The sequence below is a fragment of the Stutzerimonas chloritidismutans genome, assembly GCF_038562055.1.
GTDB lineage: Bacteria > Pseudomonadota > Gammaproteobacteria > Pseudomonadales > Pseudomonadaceae > Stutzerimonas > Stutzerimonas chloritidismutans_A.
Window position 1 is genome coordinate 37,762 of the sequence record NZ_JBCFXD010000013.1, and the last position, 17,566, is coordinate 55,327.

Consider the following 17,566-nt stretch of genomic DNA (forward strand, 5'->3'; position numbering starts at 1 on the left):
CGATGGCGCACTTCCAAAAGAGTGGTTCACTGCAGCTCCTTACGTTCGTTTCGAAGGTACGTCCCGGTTGGGCGACAGACCGCCCGGATCCTCATGCCCTCCCTTGCGGCGTACCTCGTCATACCAGAGACCGTGGTGGTGACGCGCCCAGGCGTGGCTTACACGTCCCTGCGTCATCGCGCGTATAGACCCCTTCACCCAGATCGCCGAGTAGATATGGATCACCAGTGTGATGATGGCAATGAAGGCGGTGTAAGCATGGATGGTGACCGCCCAGCGCAGCGCCCAGACCGGCATGTCATCGGCGATCCATGGGCGCCAGAGAACGATGCCGGTGATCAGCAGCACCGGCACAGTGGCGAGGAAGATCCAGTACACCAGCTTCTGCCCGGCGTTGTTCTTGCCTACCGGCGGCAGCCGCTCGTCGCGGTTGGCCAGCACGTCGCGGACCTGCTTCATCCATTGCACATCGTGACGACGTATCAGGTTGTCGCCAAAAAAGCGCACCGCCTGGATGACGAAGAACAACGACATGAACACGCCGATGTACGGGTGCACGATGCGCGTCGGCTCAGGCCCGCCGAACAGCGCGGTCAGGCCGAAGAAGAACGGGTAGAACAACGCCAACCCGCTCAGCACGAGCAGCACGAAGCTGATCGCGATGAGCCAGTGATTCACCCGCGTCCACCAACTATAACGCAGGATGCCGTGTTTGACATTCGAGTGGCTCATAGCCGGTCCTCCCCGCGCTTGTCGATTTCACGGGCATCACTGGCTTTATCCGGCTCAGGATCGTCTTCCGGCTCCTCTTTCGGCCCCTTCATCACGTAATGGAAGAAGCCCGCCAGCACGGACATGCCCAGCGCCACCGACATGATCGGCTTGGTCACCCCTTTCCACAGTTCGACCGTGGGCGCGATATGGGGATCACGAGGCAACCCGCTGTAAAGCTCCGGCCTGTCGTTGTGCTGCAGCACATAGACCACGTGAGTGCCGCCAACGCCTGGCGGATCGTAGATTCCGGCGTTTTCGTAACCACGCCCCTGCAGGTCCGCGACCCGGTGAGCGCCGTAGTCGAGCATGTCTTCCTTGGTGCCGAACATGATGGCCGAGGTCGGGCAGCTCTTGACGCAGGCCGGCTCCAGACCGTTGTAGACCCGATCCGAACACAGGGTGCACTTGTACGCCTTGTTGTCCTTTTTCGAGATTCGCGGAATGTCGAACGGGCAACCCGCCACGCAATAACCACAGCCAATACAGTGCTCGGAATTGAAATCGACGATGCCGTTGGCGTACTGCACGATGGCGCCGGGTGACGGGCAGGCCTTGAGACAGCCCGGCTCGGCGCAATGCATGCAGTTGTCCTTGCGGATCAGCCATTCGAGGTTGCCCTGCTCGTCCTCGTATTCCGAGAAGCGCATGACTTCGAATGACTCCGGCGAAAGGTCCTGAGGGTTGTTATAGGTACCGTCGCACTCGCCAACCTCGTCGCGCAGGTCGTTCCACTCCGAGCAGGCCACCTGACAGGCCTTGCAGCCAATGCAGACCGATACGTCGATCAATTTGGTGACCTTCTCCACACCCCCATGGCGTACCTGTGGCGAAGGCGTGGTCGTCGCCGAACGCGCGATGATGTTCTGCAGATTGATCTGGTCGCCTCTCATCAGAGGAGCCCTCCGACTTTTTCCACGTTCACCAGGAACGACTTGAACTCTGGCGTCTGCGTATTACCGTCGCCCACGAACGGAGTCAGGGTGTTGGTCAGATGCGCCTTCTTCGCCACACCCTTGAACCCCCAGTGGATCGGGATGCCGATCTGATGCACGGTGCGACCGTCGATCTGCAGCGGCACCAACCGCTTGGTGACCACCGCCACGGCGGTGATATAGCCGCGTTTGGAGCTGACCTTGACCCGATCGCCGGCCGCAATGCCCAGTTCGCCGGCGAGCACCTCACTGATTTCAATGAACTTCTCTGGCTGAGCGATCGCATTGAGCCGCGCATGGGTGGTCCAGTAATGGAAGTGCTCGGTCAGGCGATAGGTCGTCGCCGCATAGGGGAATTCCGTGTTCGAACCGAACGAGTCGCGGTCCTGCTCGAACACCCGGGCGATGGGGTTATGCAACGCCAAGGGGTTGTCCGGGCTCAGCGGATTGCGGTCGATCGGCGTCTCCATGGGCTCGTAATGCTCAGGGAAAGGCCCTTCGTTCAACCATTCGCTGGCGAAGAGATGCCCACGTCCGGTCTGGGTGACGATAAACGGACCCACCCCTTGTGAGGGCGGCGAAGTCACAGGGAAGTCGGGCACATCCGCGCCTGTCCAGCGCTCGCCGTTCCACCAGATGAACGCCTTGTTCGGTGCCCATGGCGTACCGTCGGGGCGCGCCGAAGCGCGGTTGTAGAGCAGCCGCCGATTCATCGGCCAGGCCCAGGCCCAACCCAGGGTATTACCGGTGTTGTAGGGGTCCGAATTGTCGCGACGGGCCATCATGTTGCCCTGTTCGGTCCAGGCGCCGGAATAGATCCAGCAACCACAGGCGGTCGATCCGTCCGCGCGCAGCTCACTGAAATCCTGTAACTGCTCGCCTTTGCGCCGAATGACCTTGCCGCTGTCATCGGTAATGTCCGCCAATGCGCGACCGTTGTACTCCATGGCCAGTTCGGACGCTTTGGGATACTGCGGCACCTTGTAGTTCCAACTCAGATTCAGGATCGGATCGGGGAAGGCACCACCTTCCTCCTGGTACATGAGCTTCAGGCGCAACATGAGCTCACCGAGAATTTCGGTATCGGTCATGGCTTCGCCTGGGCCAGGTACAGCCCGCTCATGCCATTGCAACCAGCGCGCACTGTTGGTGATGGAGCCGTCATCCTCCGCAAAGCAAGTGGTCGGCAACCGGAACACCTCGGTGGGGATCTGTGTCGGGTCGACATCGTGGTATTCGCCGAAGTTTTTCCAGAACTCGCCGGTCTCTACGGTGAGCGGGTCCATGATCACCAGGTATTTAAGCTTCGACAGACCGTCCATGACCTTCGCCTTGTTCGGGAACGCCGCCAGAATGTTAAAGCCCTGACAGAATGCGCCGGTCATCTTGCCGAGCGTCATGTCGTTGATGGCGTACAGCACGTCATAGATGGGTTCAGACAGTTTTGGCAGCCAGTCGTAGCACCAATTGTTTTCCTTGGTTGCCACATCGCCGTACCAATCCTTCATCAAACTGACGAAGAACCGCTCATAGAACTTCCAGTAGGAGACTTCGCCTTCGAGCAGCGGCAGCTTGATGCGGGTCTTCATGTAGTCCTCGTAGGACTGCAGGTTCACCGACGGCAGATTCATGTAGCCGGGGAGCAGGTTGGACAGCAACCCAATGTCCGTAAGCCCCTGAATGTTCGAATGCCCCCGCAGCGCATTCACGCCGCCGCCCGGCATTCCCATGTTGCCCAGCAGCAGCTGCACCATGGCCCCGCAGCGGATGATCTGCGAGCCGATGGTGTGCTGTGTCCAGCCCAGGGCATAGAGGATGGTCATGGTCTTGTCGGGCGCTGAAGTGGTCGCCATCAGGTCCCAGAGCTCAAGCACCTTGGCCTTGGGTATGCCGCAGATGTTTTCGACCTGATCGACGCTGTAGCGGCTGTAATGCTGACGCATCAATTGCAGGACACAACGTGGATGCTGCAGTGTGGGGTCGGTCCGGGCAAAGCCGTTCTCGTCCAGCTCGAAATTCCAGGTTTTCCGGTCGTAGGTACGATCAGCTGGGTTATAACCGGTGAACAACCCTTCCTCGAAGCCAAACCCTTCGGCCACGATCAGGCTGGCGTCGGTGTACTCGCGCACGTACTCATGGGCATAGCGCTCGGTTTCGATCAGATAGTTGATGAAACCACCAAGGAACACGATATCCGTGCCAGTACGAAGCCAGGCGTGATAGTCCGCCACCGCCGTGGTGCGGTTGAAGCGTGGGTCAATCGAAATAAGGACAGCATTGCTGCGCTGTTTGGCATGCATGACCCAGCGGAAGCCCACCGGATGCGCTTCAGCCGAATTGCCGCCCATCGACAAGATGACATTGGCGTTGGCAATGTCGGTCCAGTGATTCGTCATGGCACCGCGACCAAATGTTGGGGCAAGACCTGCCACCGTTGGTCCGTGTCAAACGCGCGCCTGGTTGTCTATTTTGAGGATGCCGAGCGCTCGGGTGATCTTCTGCGTGAGATAGGCCGTCTCGTTGGTACAGGCCGAAGCCGCTACCATCGATGTGGTCATCCAGCGGTTGACCAGCCGGCCCTGCTCGTCATGCGTCTCGAAATTCCGGTCGCGGTCTTCTTTCATGTGCCGGGAGATACGCGCGAAGGCTTCATCCCAGCTGATGCGCTTCCACTCATTGGTGTAAGGCTCACGGACCTCGGGGTATTTGACCCTCGATTCGCTCTTGATGAAGTCGAGTACACCTGCGCCGCGTGGGCACAGCGAACCGCGGCTGACCGGGTGATCCGGATCGCCTTCGACGTGGTAGATCTCATCGATCACGTTGATCGCGCCATCGCCACGGGAGTAAAGCAGCATGCCGCAGCCTACCGAGCAGTAGGTGCAGATATTGCGGGTCATTTTTGCGCCGGTCAGCTTGAAGTGACGTATCGACGCGAAGGCTTCATCAGGCGCAAATCCCATCATGGCCATGCTCGAGGCGCCTACACCAGCCGCACCGAACTTCAGGAACTGTCGCCGGGATACTCGCACGGTCATCGGTATCTCCTGTTACTTATTGTGTCTGTCCATCTAACAGGTCGACTGGACCGCTCTGGAATGGTTCCTCCAAAGGAACAGGCGGGCCTCACAGTCGCTACGCTTGAGAGGCTAGTCCAGGACCTCGGCCATCGACAGGTCACCCGTCGCGTCACTGGCGCGCAGCGAGGTCTTTCAACAGTCGGGCGGAGAGGGTTTGACGGGTCGCAGGGTAATCGGCCCAGGGATCGCGCTTCAGGTTATCGAGGCGCTCATGCAGGTTGAGGATATTCCACTGATCGGCGCCGTTGATCTGCTGCAGTTCTTCCCGAGCGATGGGTACGGAAACCGGCAGACCGGGCCTCGCCCGCGCGGAAAAGGCCGCGACCGTGCTAGCGCCCCGCTGATTACGCAGATAATCGACGAAGATCTTGCCGACCCGGTTCTTCGGCCCCATTTTTGCGACGATTTGCTCAGGCGCCTCCTTTGCCAGCCGGACCGTAACGCCACGGGCAAATTCATTGGCGCAATCCCAGCTGTGACGCCGATCGATGGGGACCACGACGTGTACGCCCCGGCCTCCGCTGGTTTTGAGGAATGCCCGAAGGCCGAGTTCGTCGAGCAGGTCGAGGGTCATGCAGGTGGCTTGCACCATGTTCGACCACGGCAGTTCCGGGTCGGGATCAAGATCGAAAACGACCCGATCCGGCTTGTCGATCCGATCGCTACGCGCATTCCAGGTGTGGAATTCTATGGTGCCCATCTGCACCGCCTCGACCACGGCAGTCACGCTGTCCGCCTGAATCAGACGGGCGTGTTCGGGATCGAGTGATTTATCCAGCACGCGCATGTGGGGCATTTTCAGGCGCCCACAGTGACGTTGGAAGAAGCTGTCTCCTGCGACCCCCTCTGGTGCGCGAACAATCGACACGGGGCGCTGGGCCAGATGAGGCATTAGCCATTGGCCAACTGCCAGGTAGTACTCAGCGAGCTGCAGCTTGGTGGCGCCGCTGGCCGGGTCGATGACCCGCTGCGGATTACTGATGCCTATACCGCCCACGTCGGGGCGGGTCTTGGCCTTTTTCTCAGCCATGCGCACTCCCCCGTGAGCTCAGCTCGCCTTCTTGCTGCTGGATTTGCTGGCTGCCGGTTTGCTGCTGGTCTTGCGCGCCGTCGAGGTTTTGCTGGTCGTGCTTTTACTGGCTGTCGACTTGGCAGGAGCCTTGGCCTTGCTGGCGGCACTTTTGCTCGTGGTCCGCTTGGCGGGTGCCGCGGCCTCTTTGCTGTCATCGTCATCGACGTCTTCGGCTGGCGCAGCTTTCTTCGCTGATGATTTACCCGCCAGGCTGCGCTTGAGCAGCTCGGTCAGGTCGATGACATCGGCGCTGCGACGATCCACGGACTCCTCTGGCCCGCCCACCGTTTCGAGCTTGCCTTCGCGTGCCTTGGTCTCCACCAGATCCATGATCTGATCTTGAAAAGTGTCCTTGTACTGTTCGGGGTTCCACTCCTCGCTCATGTCTTCGACCAGCCGTTTGGCCATGTCCAGCTCCTTTGGATTGAGGTCAGGGTTGAGCGCCTCGTCCTTCATCTCGAGGTATTCAACGCCGCGGACCTCATCCGCCCAGCGCAGGGTATTCATGACCAACGCCTTGCCCAGCGGCATGACCACGGCCAGATGCTGTTTGTTGCGCAGCACGACGTTGGCAATGCCGACCTTGCCGGTCTGAATCAGGGTCTCGCGCAGCAGCGCATAGACCTTTTCACCCCGTCGATCCGGGGTGAGGTAGTACGGCGTGGCGATGTACAGGAAGGAAATATCCTTGGCGTCGACGAAAGCAACGATGTCTACCGTCTGCGTGGCTTCCGGGTGCGCCGCCTTGATTTCCTCGTCGCTGATAACGACGTAATTGCCCTTTTCGTACTCCACGCCTTTGACGATGTTCTCGCTGTCGATGTCTTCACCGGTGGTCTTGTTGATGCGCTTGTAGCCGACCCGGTCCATGCTGCGCTTATCCAGCCAGTCAAAATCGATGCCCGAGCGCGTGGTCGCGGGTACCACAGCGACAGGTATGTGAACCAGACCGAAACTGACGGCGCCTTTCCAAATTGTGCGGGGCATAGACTTTCTCCTGATCGGCTGACCGTCAGCCGTTGACTACCGTACCGCCATTGACGTGAATCACCTGGCCGCTGACATAGGACGCGTCACTGCTGGCCAGATACACGTAGGCCGGCGCGACTTCGTCAGGCTGGCCTGGGCGCTCCATGGGCGTATTGGCGCCGAAGTGCTTGACCTTTTCCTCGTCGAAAGTCGACGGAATCAATGGGGTCCAAATTGGCCCAGGCGCTACGCCGTTCACGCGGATGCCGCGGTCGGCGATGTTCATCGACAGCGAGCGAGTAAAGGCCGTGATGGCACCTTTGGTCGACGAATAGTCGAGCAGCTTAGGACTCCCCTTGTAGGCCGTAACCGAGGTGGTATTGATGATCGATGCGCCTTTTTTCAGATGCGGCAGTGCAGCCTTGGTCATCTGGAACATGCCGAAGATGTTGGTGCGAAACGTCTTTTCCCACTGCTCTTCGCTGATGTCCTCGAGCTTTTCCTGCGGGTGCTGCTCGGCGGCGTTGTTGACCAGAATGTCGAGCTTGCCGAACGCGCCCAGCGTTTCGTCAATCACCTTCTGGCAAACATCGCGGTCCGCCACGTCGCCGGCAAACGTCAGGCATTTGCCGCCCTGCTCTTCTACGACGCGTTTGGTTTCTTCAGCGTCCTGATGTTGATCGAGATGGAGAATGGCTACATCAGCGCCTTCACGGGCGAACAACACAGCAACCGAACGGCCAATACCACTGTCGCCCCCGGTAATGATCGCCACCTTGCCCTTGAGCTTGCCCGCCGCCTTGTAGTCTTCGCCACGGTACTCAGGGCGCGGGGTCATCTCGCTTTCTGTGCCAGGCTCCGGTTGCTGTTGAGGGGGGAGCGTCTGGTTGTCATCGGGCATGCTGGATCCTCCGTAAGAGCCTGAAAGCTGTATTCGGAGGACTTGACGCCGGGAGGAAAAGTTTCTGTGAAGCGATGAGAGGCCCCTGCGCTGGGGCCTCGGACAATCAGTCGACGCGAAGTGCGACCCGACCCCGTGCGGCACCGCTCTCAACGTATTCGTGCGCTGCCACCACCTCGTCGAAAGCGAACACCTTGTCGACCTGCGGAGTGACCAGGCGATCGGCCGTGAGCTGGTTGATGTGCAGCAAGGCACGCTGGACCGCCTCGCGATCCTGCTCGATGCCCAGTTCGGGCTGGCCAGTAAAATCACAGAGGCAATGCAGGAAGAACTTGAAGTTCTTCTTGAACGCTGCGCAGGCGGGAAACGCGGTCTCGTTACCACCGTTAAGCCCATAGAGGATCAGTTTGCCGCGTGGTGCGATGACGTCGCCCAGCAGTTTCATCTGCGAGCCGCCGCAACCGTCGAGTACCACTTCGACGCCAGCCCCACCGGTAATCTTCTGCAGCCGCCCGACCAGATCTTCCTCTTCGGTAACGATGACCGTCTCGGCCCCCAGTTCACGCAGGAAGTCACGATCATCCGCCGTCTCGCAGGTGGCGATCACCCGACCACCGAGTGCTTTCGCCAGCTGCACCGCAGATGGGCCGGTGCAATGCCGGGCCTGGGTCACCAGCACGTATTGTCCGGGTTCGAGCTGAGCCAGTTCGATCAGGGCGAAATAAGACACCAGTGCCGGCGTGTAGTGGACGCAGGCCTCGATTGCGCTGAGCATTTCTGGATAGTGGACCAATGCCGCCTGCGGCAGCAGGACCTGCTCGCCGTACAGGGGGTACTGGTTGAGATCGTGCGCAGGAAAACTGGCGACACGATCACCCACCGTGAAACCGTCGACGTCATCGCCTACCGCACGCACGGTGCCGGCGATCTCGCTTCCCAGCCCGGCCGGGAGCTTGGCGTGACGCGGTGCCAGGTCCTGGCGCCAGAGCACGTCGTTCCAGCTGACGCCAATCGCGCTCACGTCGACAAGCACCTCGCCGGGGCCAGGCTTTGGCACGTCGCGCTGTTCATAGCGCAGCACTTCGGCTGGCCCGAACTGGTGAAAACGGATAATGCGGGACATTGAAAGACCCCTCGATTACTGCTGTGTCTGTGACTTTATCTGCACCCTAGGCACAACTCCAGCAGCGATCCCTGCATTCCGCTCGATAGTCCCTATGCGCGGCAATGATGATGTGCCGAATGTAAGGCTGCTCTCACGGCTGCAGGTTTGTGTCATTGCAAAACGGGAATGGACATGCGGATGTCGCTCCGATCTGTCTAGAATGCAGACGCAACCCTCATTTCGTCAGCCGCATTCTGTTGTCTGACTCCAGCTTGAAGTGAAAGGCATGAATCGCAACGACCTTCGCCGGGTGGACCTGAACCTGCTCATCGTTTTCGAGACGCTGATGCATGAGCGCAGCGTGACACGCGCCGCTGAAAAGTTGTTCCTCGGACAGCCCGCCATCAGTGCCGCCCTGGCACGGTTGCGCACGCTGTTTGATGACCCTCTGTTCGTGCGTACCGGGCGCAGTATGGAGCCCACCGCACGCGCGCAGGAGATCGCCGGGTTGCTGTCGCCAGCGCTGGACTCAATCTCCACGGCCGTCAGCCGCGCATCGGAGTTCGACCCGGCCACCAGCGAACTGGTGTTTCGCATCGGCCTGACCGATGAGGTTGAATTTGCCCTGCTACCGCAATTGCTCAGGCGCGTCCGGGCCGAAGCGCCGGGCGTGGTGCTGGTGGTGCGCCGTGCCAACTATCTGCTGATGCCGGGCCTGCTCGCCTCCGGCGAGATCTCCGTGGGGGTCTGTTACACCGAGGAATTGCCGGCCAACGCCAAGCGCAAGGTATTGCGCAGGCCGAAGCCCATGCTGCTACGTGCCGACAGCATCCCCGGCCGTATGACGATGGAAGACTACTGCTCGCGCCCGCACGCCATGGTTTCCTTTGCTGGCGACCTGAACGGCTATATCGATGACGAACTGGCGCTGCACGGCTGCAAGCGAAAAGTCGTGCTGGCGGTACCGCAGTTCAACGGGCTGGCGAGCCTGCTGGCCGGAACCGATCTGGTCGCGACCATGCCGGATTATGCCGCCGCGGCACTCGCCGCCAACGGTGGTGTGCGCGCCGAGCCGCTGCCATTCGAGACCAGCCAGGACTTCGAACTGTCGATGGCCTGGCGCGGCGCCCAGGACAACGATCCCGCCGAGCGCTGGCTGCGCTCGCGTATCCAGATGTTCGTAGGCGATCCGGACAGTCTCTGAACCCAGATCGCCATGATGTCCAGCACGGGTTGCCGCTCGGGCGCAGAGGCCCCCTGTAGCTGCAATTGATGACGCCTTTTACTCTCTTCTGCTCCTTAATGTAGCCAGCGCGGCCGGGCTTGGGGCGGGCTGAAGCTCAACCTGCAGCGCCATCCATGACAAATGCTGCAACATCATCCCGAATGATATTCACATTCGCCTTGTTCGATTTCTGCTTGAGCAGCCCTGCCGCCACACTTCCGCCATCAAAAAAACGAGTTGCGGAGTCAAGCATGGATCGTTCACTCAAAGCCTTGCGTTACCCATTGGTTGCGGTCGCTGCGGCCCTTGTCGGCGCATGTGGCAAAGCACCGGAAGCCACCGAAGCGGCCATGCCGGCGCCCGCGGTTAGCGTCGCCGAGGTTATCGAGCAGCAGGTTATCGAATGGGACGAACTGACAGGACGCCTGGAAGCGCCTGAGTCGGTGGATATCCGCCCGCGCGTGTCGGGCTTCATTGACAAGGTCGCGTTTGAAGAAGGCTCGCTGGTGAAAAAAGGCGATCTGCTGTTCCAGATCGACCCGCGCCCGTTCGAAGCGCAGGTCAAACGCTTGCAGGCCGAGTTGCAACAGGCTCGCGCCACTGAGCGCCGGACCGCAAGCGAAGCCGAGCGCGGTGAGCGATTGCGCACTAATAACGCGATTTCGGCCGAATTGGCTGATGCGCGAGCCAGCGCCGCGAGCGAAGCGAAATCCGCGGTTGCCGCCATCCAGGCACAGCTCGATGCCGCCAAGCTGGACCTCGGCTTCACCCGCGTGACGGCGCCTATCGATGGCCGGGTTGGCCGCGCGCTGATTACCGCAGGCAACTTGGTCAATGCGGGCGAAGCGTTGCTGACAACGCTGGTGTCGACCGACAAGGTCTATGCCTACTTCGAGGCAGATGAGCGCACTTACCTGAAATACCGCGAACTGGCCCGCGACGGCGAGCGTGGCGAGGAAACACCCGTGTACCTCGGGCTGTCCAGCGAGGAAGGTCACCCTCATCTGGGCCACATGGACTTCATCGACAATCAGGTCGACCCACGCACCGGCACCATTCGCGGACGCGCCGTGTTCGATAACCGTGACGGGCGCTTCACACCGGGGCTGTATGCCCGCCTCAAGCTGGTCGGCAGCGCCACCTACGACGCGGTACTGATCAAGGATGTCGCGGTCGGAACCGATCTGGGCAAGAAGTTCGTCCTGGTACTCGGCGAGGACGACACCGTCAACTATCGCGCCATCGAGCTGGGTCCGAAGCTGGAAGGCCTGCGCATCGTGCGCAGCGGTCTGAAGGAGGGTGAAACCATCGTCGTAAACGGCCTGCAGCGCGTGCGACCCGGTAATGCCGTACAGCCACAGGACGTACCGATGGCAGATGCGGACACCCTCGCCGCGCTGAAAGAACAGAGCCGCGCCATTTCCGCCGCGATGAACCCCCAGGTGGTCGACCGGACCCTGGCGCGTAGGCCCAGCAGTTGACGTTCAGCACGTTCCCCTGACCGGCGCCAAGGCGCCAACTCAAACAACACCGATTCCGTCAGGGCGCGTCGCGCGCGCCCTCTCCCCCGGAGTGCGTCATGAATTTTTCGCAGTTCTTCATCCAGCGGCCAATCTTCGCCGCGGTGCTATCCCTGATCATCCTGATCGGGGGCGGCATATCGCTGTTCCAGCTGCCCATCAGCGAATATCCCGAAGTCGTGCCGCCGACTGTCGTAGTGCGCGCCAGCTTCCCGGGCGCCAACCCGAAAGTGATCGGCGAAACCGTCGCGTCGCCCTTGGAACAGGCCATCACCGGCGTCGAAGGCATGCTCTATATGTCGTCGCAGGCGACCGCCGACGGCAAGCTGACGCTGACCATCACCTTCGCCCTGGGGACCGATCTGGATAACGCCCAAGTACAGGTACAGAACCGCGTCACGCGTACCCAACCGACGCTGCCGACCGAAGTGCAGCGCCTTGGCGTGACGGTAGACAAGGCCTCGCCGGATCTGACGATGGTGGTGCACCTGACATCACCGGACGAACGCTACGACATGCTCTATCTGTCCAACTATGCGGCGCTCAACGTCAAAGACGAGCTGGCTCGGCTGGACGGAATTGGCGATGTGCAGTTGTTCGGCATGGGTGATTATTCGCTGCGCGTCTGGCTCGATCCGAACAAGGTCGCTTCGCGCAATCTCACGGCAACCGACGTGGTTAACGCGATCCGCGAGCAGAACCGTCAGGTCGCCGCGGGTTCGCTGGGTGCGCCACCCGCGCCGGGCGCGACGGACTTCCAGTTGTCGATCAACACCCAGGGCCGACTGGTCAGCGAAGAAGAGTTCGAGAACATCATCATTCGCGCCGGAGAAGACGGCTCGATCACCCGCTTGCGCGACATCGCCCGTATCGAACTGGGTTCCAGCCAGTACGCACTGCGTTCACTGCTCAACAACCAGCCCGCCGTGGCCATTCCGGTGTTCCAGCGCCCAGGCTCGAACGCCATCGAGATCTCCGACTCGGTGCGTGCCCGCATGGCCGAGCTGAAGAAGGATTTCCCCGAAGGCGTGGACTACGAGATCGTCTACGACCCGACCATCTTTGTGCGCGGCTCCATCGAGGCGGTGGTGCATACCCTGCTTGAAGCGATTGTGCTGGTGGTGCTGGTGGTGATTCTGTTCTTGCAAACCTGGCGCGCCTCAATCATCCCGTTAGCCGCCGTGCCGGTCTCACTCATCGGCACATTCGCCGTGATGCACATGCTGGGCTTCTCGCTCAATGCGCTGTCGCTGTTCGGCCTGGTGCTGGCAATTGGCATCGTGGTGGATGACGCCATTGTGGTCGTGGAGAACGTCGAGCGGAATATCGGCCTGGGCAAGTCGCCGGTGGAAGCCACCAAGCAGGCCATGAAGGAAGTGACCGGGCCGATCATTGCCACGGCGCTGGTGCTCTGCGCCGTGTTCATCCCCACCGCGTTCATTTCCGGGCTCACCGGGCAGTTCTATCAACAGTTTGCCCTGACCATTGCGATCTCGACGGTGATCTCGGCGTTCAACTCCCTGACCCTTTCACCCGCGTTGGCGGCCGCGTTGCTGCGCAGCCATGACGCGCCGAAAGACAGCTTTTCGCGATTGCTGGACAGGCTGTTCGGCGGCTGGCTGTTTACACCCTTCAACCGGGTATTCGAGCGCGCCAGCCACGGCTACGTGGGTGCGGTGAAGCGCATTCTGCGTGGCAGCGGCATCGCCCTCGTGATTTATCTGGGACTGGTAGGGCTCGGTTATATGGGCTTTGCCAGCACACCGACCGGTTTCGTGCCGCCGCAGGACAAGCAGTACCTGGTGGCCTTTGCACAACTGCCGGATGCCGCCACGCTGGATCGCACGGAAGACGTCATCAAGCAGATGTCCGAGATCGCTGGCAAGCATCCCGGCGTCGAGAACACCATCGCTTTCCCTGGTCTGTCGATCAACGGGTTCACCAACAGCCCGAACAGCGGCATCGTTTTCGTTGCGCTGAAGGACTTTGACCAGCGCAACGAAGAAAACATGTCCGCTGGTGCCATCGCGGGCGAGTTGAACGGTCAGTTTGCCGGTATCCAGGAAGCCTACCTCGCGATCTTCCCACCGCCCCCCGTACAAGGGCTGGGCACCATCGGCGGCTTCCGCGTGCAGGTGCAGGACCGTGGCAACCTTGGCTACGAGGAGCTGTACAAGCAGGTACAAAACGTCATTGCCAAGAGCGCGGACTACCCCGAGCTGGCCGGGCTGTTCACCAGCTATCAGGTCAACGTGCCGCAGATCGATGCCGACATCGACCGGGAAAAGGCCAAGACTCACGGCGTGGCTATCGACCAGATTTTCGACACCATGCAGGTCTACCTCGGCTCGCTGTATGCCAACGATTTCAACCGCTTTGGTCGCACCTATCAGGTCAACGTCCAGGCCGAACAGAAGTTTCGCCTGACGCCCGATCAGATCGGCCAGTTGAAGGTGCGCAACAACCGCGGCGAAATGGTCCCGCTGTCCACCTTCGTCAAGGTCAGCGACAGTTCCGGCCCGGATCGCGTGATGCACTACAACGGCTTCCTGACCGCTGAAATCAACGGCGCGGCCGCGCCCGGCTACAGCTCCGGTCAGGCCGAGGCAGCCATGGAGCGGCTGCTGCAGGCCGAGCTGCCGAATGGCATGAGCTTCGAATGGACCGAGCTGACCTATCAGCAGATCCTGGCGGGGAACACGGCAATGTTCGTCTTCCCACTCTGCGTGCTGCTGGCCTTCCTGGTATTGGCAGCGCAGTACGAGAGCTGGAGCCTGCCGTTGGCCGTGATCCTGATCGTACCGATGACCCTGCTCTCGGCCATCACCGGGGTAATTCTGTCGGGCGGCGACAACAACGTGTTTACCCAGATCGGCCTCATCGTGCTTGTCGGTCTGGCCTGCAAGAACGCGATCCTGATCGTCGAGTTCGCCAAGGACAAACAGGAAGAAGGCATGGACCGTCTATCCGCTGTGCTCGAAGCCTGCCGCCTGCGGCTGCGCCCGATTCTGATGACCAGCTTTGCTTTCATCATGGGGGTGGTGCCGTTGGTGCTCTCCTCCGGCGCGGGTGCCGAGATGCGTCATGCCATGGGTGTTGCGGTGTTCAGCGGCATGCTCGGCGTGACCTTCTTCGGGCTGTTGCTGACGCCGGTGTTCTATCTGGTGATTCGCGCGTACGTCGAACGGCGCGCAGAGAAAAAAGCAGTACTGAAGGAGGCGCACGCATGAAGGCTGTCATTAGCACACCGCTTCTGCTCGCGGCCGCTCTAGCCTTGAGCGCCTGCGCGGTGGGGCCGGATTACCGCGCCCCGGACGTCGCTCCGGCGCACATCGAACGGGCCGCAGCGGCTGGCTTCGACCAGTCGCGTTTTCAGGCGGCTTGGTGGCGGCAGTTCGACGACCCGACACTGGATGCGCTGGTGGGTGAAGCACTGTCCGAAAACCGCGAGCTGCGCATCGCCTTTGCGCGACTGCGCGCCGCTCGCTCGATTCGGGAGGATGCAGCCAACGACCGCTTTCCAACTGTGACTGCAGGGGCCGGCGCTGAATACGGTAAGGCCCAGCAGCCTGGCTTCAGCGAGGAGCGCAGCAGTATCGAGCGCTACGATCTGGGGCTGGATATGGCCTGGGAACTCGACCTGTTCGGCCGGATACAGCGGCGCATCGAAGCCAGCGAGGCGCAGAGCGAAGCCGCGGAAGCCGAGCTCTACCAGCTACAGGTCAGCCTGATTGCCGAACTGGTCGATGCCTACGGTCAGCTGCGCGGCGCGCAATTGCGTGAACGAATCGCCAGGGAAAACCTCAAGAATCAGCGCAACTCACATCGACTGACTGAACAGTTGCGCGATGCTGGCGTGGGTAGCGAGCTCGACGTGCTGCGTGCTGATGCCCGCCTTGCAGCGACCGAGGCCAGCTTGCCGCTACTGCAGGCCCAGCAGACGCGGGCCACCAATCGCATCGCGACCCTGCTCGGCCAGCGTGCCGACAAACTCAGCGTTGACCTGACGCCCCGCGAGTTGCCTGCCATTGCCAAGGCTCTGCCGATTGGTGACCCGACCGAGCTGCTTCGGCGCCGGCCAGACATTCTGGCGGCCGAAAGGCAGCTGGCAGCGGCCACTGCCAACGTGGGCGTTGCGACGGCTGACTTGTTTCCGCGGGTGAGCCTGAGCGGTTTCCTGGGTTTCATCGCCGGGCGCGGTTCGCAGATCGGCTCAAGCGCGGCGCAGGCCTGGGGCGTCGCACCGAGCATCACCTGGGCGGCTTTCGACATGGGCAGCGTTCGCGCCCGACTGCGTGGGGCAGAAGCGGACGCCGACGGCGCGCTGGCCAGTTATGAGCAGCAGGTTTTGCTGGCGCTGGAGGAGTCGGAAAACGCGTTCAGTGACTACGCTCGCGCCCAGGAGCGGCTACTCGCACTGCTGCGTCAGTCCGGCGCCAGCCGCGCGGCAGCGGAGCAAGCGGCCATCCGCTACCGGGAAGGCACGGTGGACTTTCTGGTGCTGCTGGATGCCGAGCGCGAGCGCCTTGCGGCGGAGGATGCGCAGGCGCAGGCCGAGGTCGAGGTCTATCGCGGTGTTGTGGATCTCTACAAGGCACTTGGCGGCGGTTGGCAGCTCGCCAGCAACTGACGAGAAGCTGCTCTGCGCCGCTGAATTGCGGCGCAGAGTGGTCACTCTTAGCGGCCAAAGTGTGACCTGTTGCAACTCCCGCTTCCTCAATTATGAATTCTGTGAGAAAGCCCTTTTTACGGTGCGGCTTATTTGGCATAACGCTTCATTGAAGCTCAATCACATCCGCCTCACGGATGTCATGCCAACCCACCAAAAATAAAGAGCCTTTTCATGATCAAGCCGATCATCACCCTCGCCGGCCTGGTGCTGGCGTTGACCGCGACCGCGGTCGAAGCTGAGCCGATCGTCATCAAGTTCTCGCACGTTGTCGCTGAAGACACCCCGAAAGGCAAGGGTGCCCTGCTGTTCAAGAAACTGGTTGAAGAGCGTCTGCCCGGCCAGGTGAGCGTCGAGGTTTATCCCAACTCGACACTGTTCGGCGATGCCAACGAGCTCGAGGCATTGGCCAACGACGAGGTGCAGCTGCTCGCGCCGTCGTTAGCGAAGTTCGAGAAGTACACCAAGCAGGTGCAAGTCTTCGACCTGCCGTTCCTGTTCGACGACCTGGAGGCCGTCAACCGGTTCCAGAAACGAGCCAAGGGCCGCCAACTGCTGCGCTCGATGGAAAAGGAAAACATCACTGGCCTGGCTTACTGGCACAACGGTATGAAGCAGCTATCGGCGACAAAGGCACTGATGCTGCCGAGCGATGCAATGGGACTGGCATTCCGTATCCAACCCTCAGCCGTTCTGGAATCGCAATTCGCCCAGGTAGGCGCACCCACCAAGAAAATCCCCTTTGCTGAGGTCTACACCTCATTGCAGAACGGTACCGTCCAAGGGGCGGAGAACCCCTGGTCGAACATCTACAGCAAGAAGATGCACACCGTGCAGCCCTACATCACTGAATCCAATCATGGCGTGCTCGACTACATGCTGGTCAGCAACACGCGATTCTGGTTCGGTATTCCACACCAGATTCGTACCGAGCTGGAAGGCATCATTGACGAGGTCACCTTCGAAGTGAACCGTGCCGCGGAAGAAGCGAACCAGGCCGACCGTGAGCGCATCCGCAAAGCGGGCACCTCGGAAATTATCGAACTGACGCCCGAACAGCGTGAAGCCTGGCGCGAAGCCATGCGACCGGTCTGGCAGGAATTCGAACCTGTGATCGGCGCCGACATCATCAAGGCGGCTCAAACGGTCAATCGCAAGCAGCGCAACTGATCACGCCCCGCCTCTGCTCCCAACCGCGGCAGCAACGCCGCGGTTTGCCAACGCCGCTCGGCGAGTCTCCAGGTTCTTAGTCTTCCACTAATCCCTCAGCGTGCAACCTGCTCGCCGGAAGACGGTTTGCCTCCACGCGTTGGTTGACT

General features: G+C 60.9%; 13 protein-coding genes. 5 read left to right on the forward strand and 8 right to left on the reverse strand.

All coding sequences use genetic code 11. The annotated features are described in order from the left end of the window. Positions 1-39: 39 nt before the first annotated feature. From AAGW23_RS17765 to AAGW23_RS17795, 7 genes are all read right to left on the reverse strand, one after another. Positions 40-732: a formate dehydrogenase subunit gamma gene (locus tag AAGW23_RS17765; RefSeq protein ID WP_342407660.1), complete on the reverse strand. Its 693-nt coding sequence runs from the start codon at positions 730-732 to the stop codon at positions 40-42. Then, on the reverse strand, positions 729-1,664 hold the full coding sequence (gene fdxH, locus AAGW23_RS17770) for a formate dehydrogenase subunit beta (RefSeq protein ID WP_342407661.1): 936 nt from the start codon (positions 1,662-1,664) through the stop codon (positions 729-731). The genes AAGW23_RS17765 and fdxH overlap by 4 nt, the downstream gene beginning before the upstream one ends. Further along, the gene (gene fdnG / locus AAGW23_RS17775) at positions 1,664-4,738 is read right to left on the reverse strand and encodes a formate dehydrogenase-N subunit alpha (protein ID WP_342407714.1); all 3,075 of its coding nucleotides are present in this window, start codon (positions 4,736-4,738) and stop codon (positions 1,664-1,666) included. Before fdnG ends, fdxH begins: the two co-directional genes overlap by 1 nt. 157 nt (positions 4,739-4,895) lie before the next feature. After that, positions 4,896-5,816: a non-homologous end-joining DNA ligase gene (ligD, locus tag AAGW23_RS17780; RefSeq protein WP_342407662.1), complete on the reverse strand. Its 921-nt coding sequence runs from the start codon at positions 5,814-5,816 to the stop codon at positions 4,896-4,898. An 18-nt stretch (positions 5,817-5,834) separates the two neighbouring features. After that, positions 5,835-6,845 (reverse strand): Ku protein, encoded by a 1,011-nt coding sequence (locus tag AAGW23_RS17785; protein WP_342407663.1) that lies wholly within the window; start codon positions 6,843-6,845, stop codon positions 5,835-5,837. Positions 6,846-6,870: 25 nt separating this feature from the next. Continuing rightward, complete coding sequence (locus AAGW23_RS17790; RefSeq protein WP_342407664.1) at positions 6,871-7,728, reverse strand: SDR family oxidoreductase; 858 nt, start codon at positions 7,726-7,728, stop codon at positions 6,871-6,873. Between the two features lie 106 nt (positions 7,729-7,834). Continuing rightward, complete coding sequence (locus tag AAGW23_RS17795; RefSeq protein ID WP_342407665.1) at positions 7,835-8,851, reverse strand: zinc-dependent alcohol dehydrogenase family protein; 1,017 nt, start codon at positions 8,849-8,851, stop codon at positions 7,835-7,837. Between the two features lie 268 nt (positions 8,852-9,119). Between AAGW23_RS17795 and AAGW23_RS17800 the strand changes: the two genes are divergently transcribed. After that, positions 9,120-10,037: a LysR family transcriptional regulator gene (locus tag AAGW23_RS17800; RefSeq protein ID WP_342407666.1), complete on the forward strand. Its 918-nt coding sequence runs from the start codon at positions 9,120-9,122 to the stop codon at positions 10,035-10,037. 136 nt (positions 10,038-10,173) lie between these two features. Here the strand turns inward: AAGW23_RS17800 and AAGW23_RS17805 are convergent, their stop codons facing one another. Then, positions 10,174-10,311: a hypothetical protein gene (locus tag AAGW23_RS17805; RefSeq protein WP_200636824.1), complete on the reverse strand. Its 138-nt coding sequence runs from the start codon at positions 10,309-10,311 to the stop codon at positions 10,174-10,176. Between AAGW23_RS17805 and mexE the strand changes: the two genes are divergently transcribed. The 4 genes from mexE to AAGW23_RS17825 all read left to right on the forward strand — a co-directional run bounded on the left by mexE (position 10,310) and on the right by AAGW23_RS17825 (position 17,417). After that, positions 10,310-11,539: a multidrug efflux RND transporter periplasmic adaptor subunit MexE gene (mexE, locus tag AAGW23_RS17810; RefSeq protein ID WP_342407667.1), complete on the forward strand. Its 1,230-nt coding sequence runs from the start codon at positions 10,310-10,312 to the stop codon at positions 11,537-11,539. The two genes, AAGW23_RS17805 and mexE, sit on opposite strands and share 2 nt — an antisense overlap. 98 nt (positions 11,540-11,637) lie before the next feature. Beyond that, the gene (locus AAGW23_RS17815) at positions 11,638-14,808 is read left to right on the forward strand and encodes an efflux RND transporter permease subunit (protein WP_342407668.1); all 3,171 of its coding nucleotides are present in this window, start codon (positions 11,638-11,640) and stop codon (positions 14,806-14,808) included. Then, a complete protein-coding gene (locus AAGW23_RS17820) occupies positions 14,805-16,208 on the forward strand; it encodes a TolC family protein (RefSeq protein WP_342407669.1) in 1,404 nt (467 codons plus the stop codon). Before AAGW23_RS17815 ends, AAGW23_RS17820 begins: the two co-directional genes overlap by 4 nt. 216 nt (positions 16,209-16,424) lie before the next feature. Then, a complete protein-coding gene (locus AAGW23_RS17825; RefSeq protein WP_342407715.1) occupies positions 16,425-17,417 on the forward strand; it encodes a TRAP transporter substrate-binding protein in 993 nt (330 codons plus the stop codon). Positions 17,418-17,566: the final 149 nt, after the last annotated feature.

Excerpts from the sequence above, each read along its gene's own strand:
- AAGW23_RS17765 (WP_342407660.1), bottom strand. The coding sequence starts at position 732 with ATGAGCCACTCGAATGTCAAACACGGCATCCTGCGTTATAGTTGGTGG.
- fdxH (WP_342407661.1), bottom strand. The coding sequence starts at position 1,664 with ATGAGAGGCGACCAGATCAATCTGCAGAACATCATCGCGCGTTCGGCG.
- ligD (WP_342407662.1), bottom strand. The coding sequence starts at position 5,816 with ATGGCTGAGAAAAAGGCCAAGACCCGCCCCGACGTGGGCGGTATAGGC.
- AAGW23_RS17785 (WP_342407663.1), bottom strand. The coding sequence starts at position 6,845 with ATGCCCCGCACAATTTGGAAAGGCGCCGTCAGTTTCGGTCTGGTTCAC.
- AAGW23_RS17790 (WP_342407664.1), bottom strand. The coding sequence starts at position 7,728 with ATGCCCGATGACAACCAGACGCTCCCCCCTCAACAGCAACCGGAGCCT.
- AAGW23_RS17795 (WP_342407665.1), bottom strand. The coding sequence starts at position 8,851 with ATGTCCCGCATTATCCGTTTTCACCAGTTCGGGCCAGCCGAAGTGCTG.
- AAGW23_RS17800 (WP_342407666.1), top strand. The coding sequence starts at position 9,120 with ATGAATCGCAACGACCTTCGCCGGGTGGACCTGAACCTGCTCATCGTT.
- mexE (WP_342407667.1), top strand. The coding sequence starts at position 10,310 with ATGGATCGTTCACTCAAAGCCTTGCGTTACCCATTGGTTGCGGTCGCT.
- AAGW23_RS17805 (WP_200636824.1), bottom strand. The coding sequence starts at position 10,311 with ATGCTTGACTCCGCAACTCGTTTTTTTGATGGCGGAAGTGTGGCGGCA.
- AAGW23_RS17815 (WP_342407668.1), top strand. The coding sequence starts at position 11,638 with ATGAATTTTTCGCAGTTCTTCATCCAGCGGCCAATCTTCGCCGCGGTG.
- AAGW23_RS17820 (WP_342407669.1), top strand. The coding sequence starts at position 14,805 with ATGAAGGCTGTCATTAGCACACCGCTTCTGCTCGCGGCCGCTCTAGCC.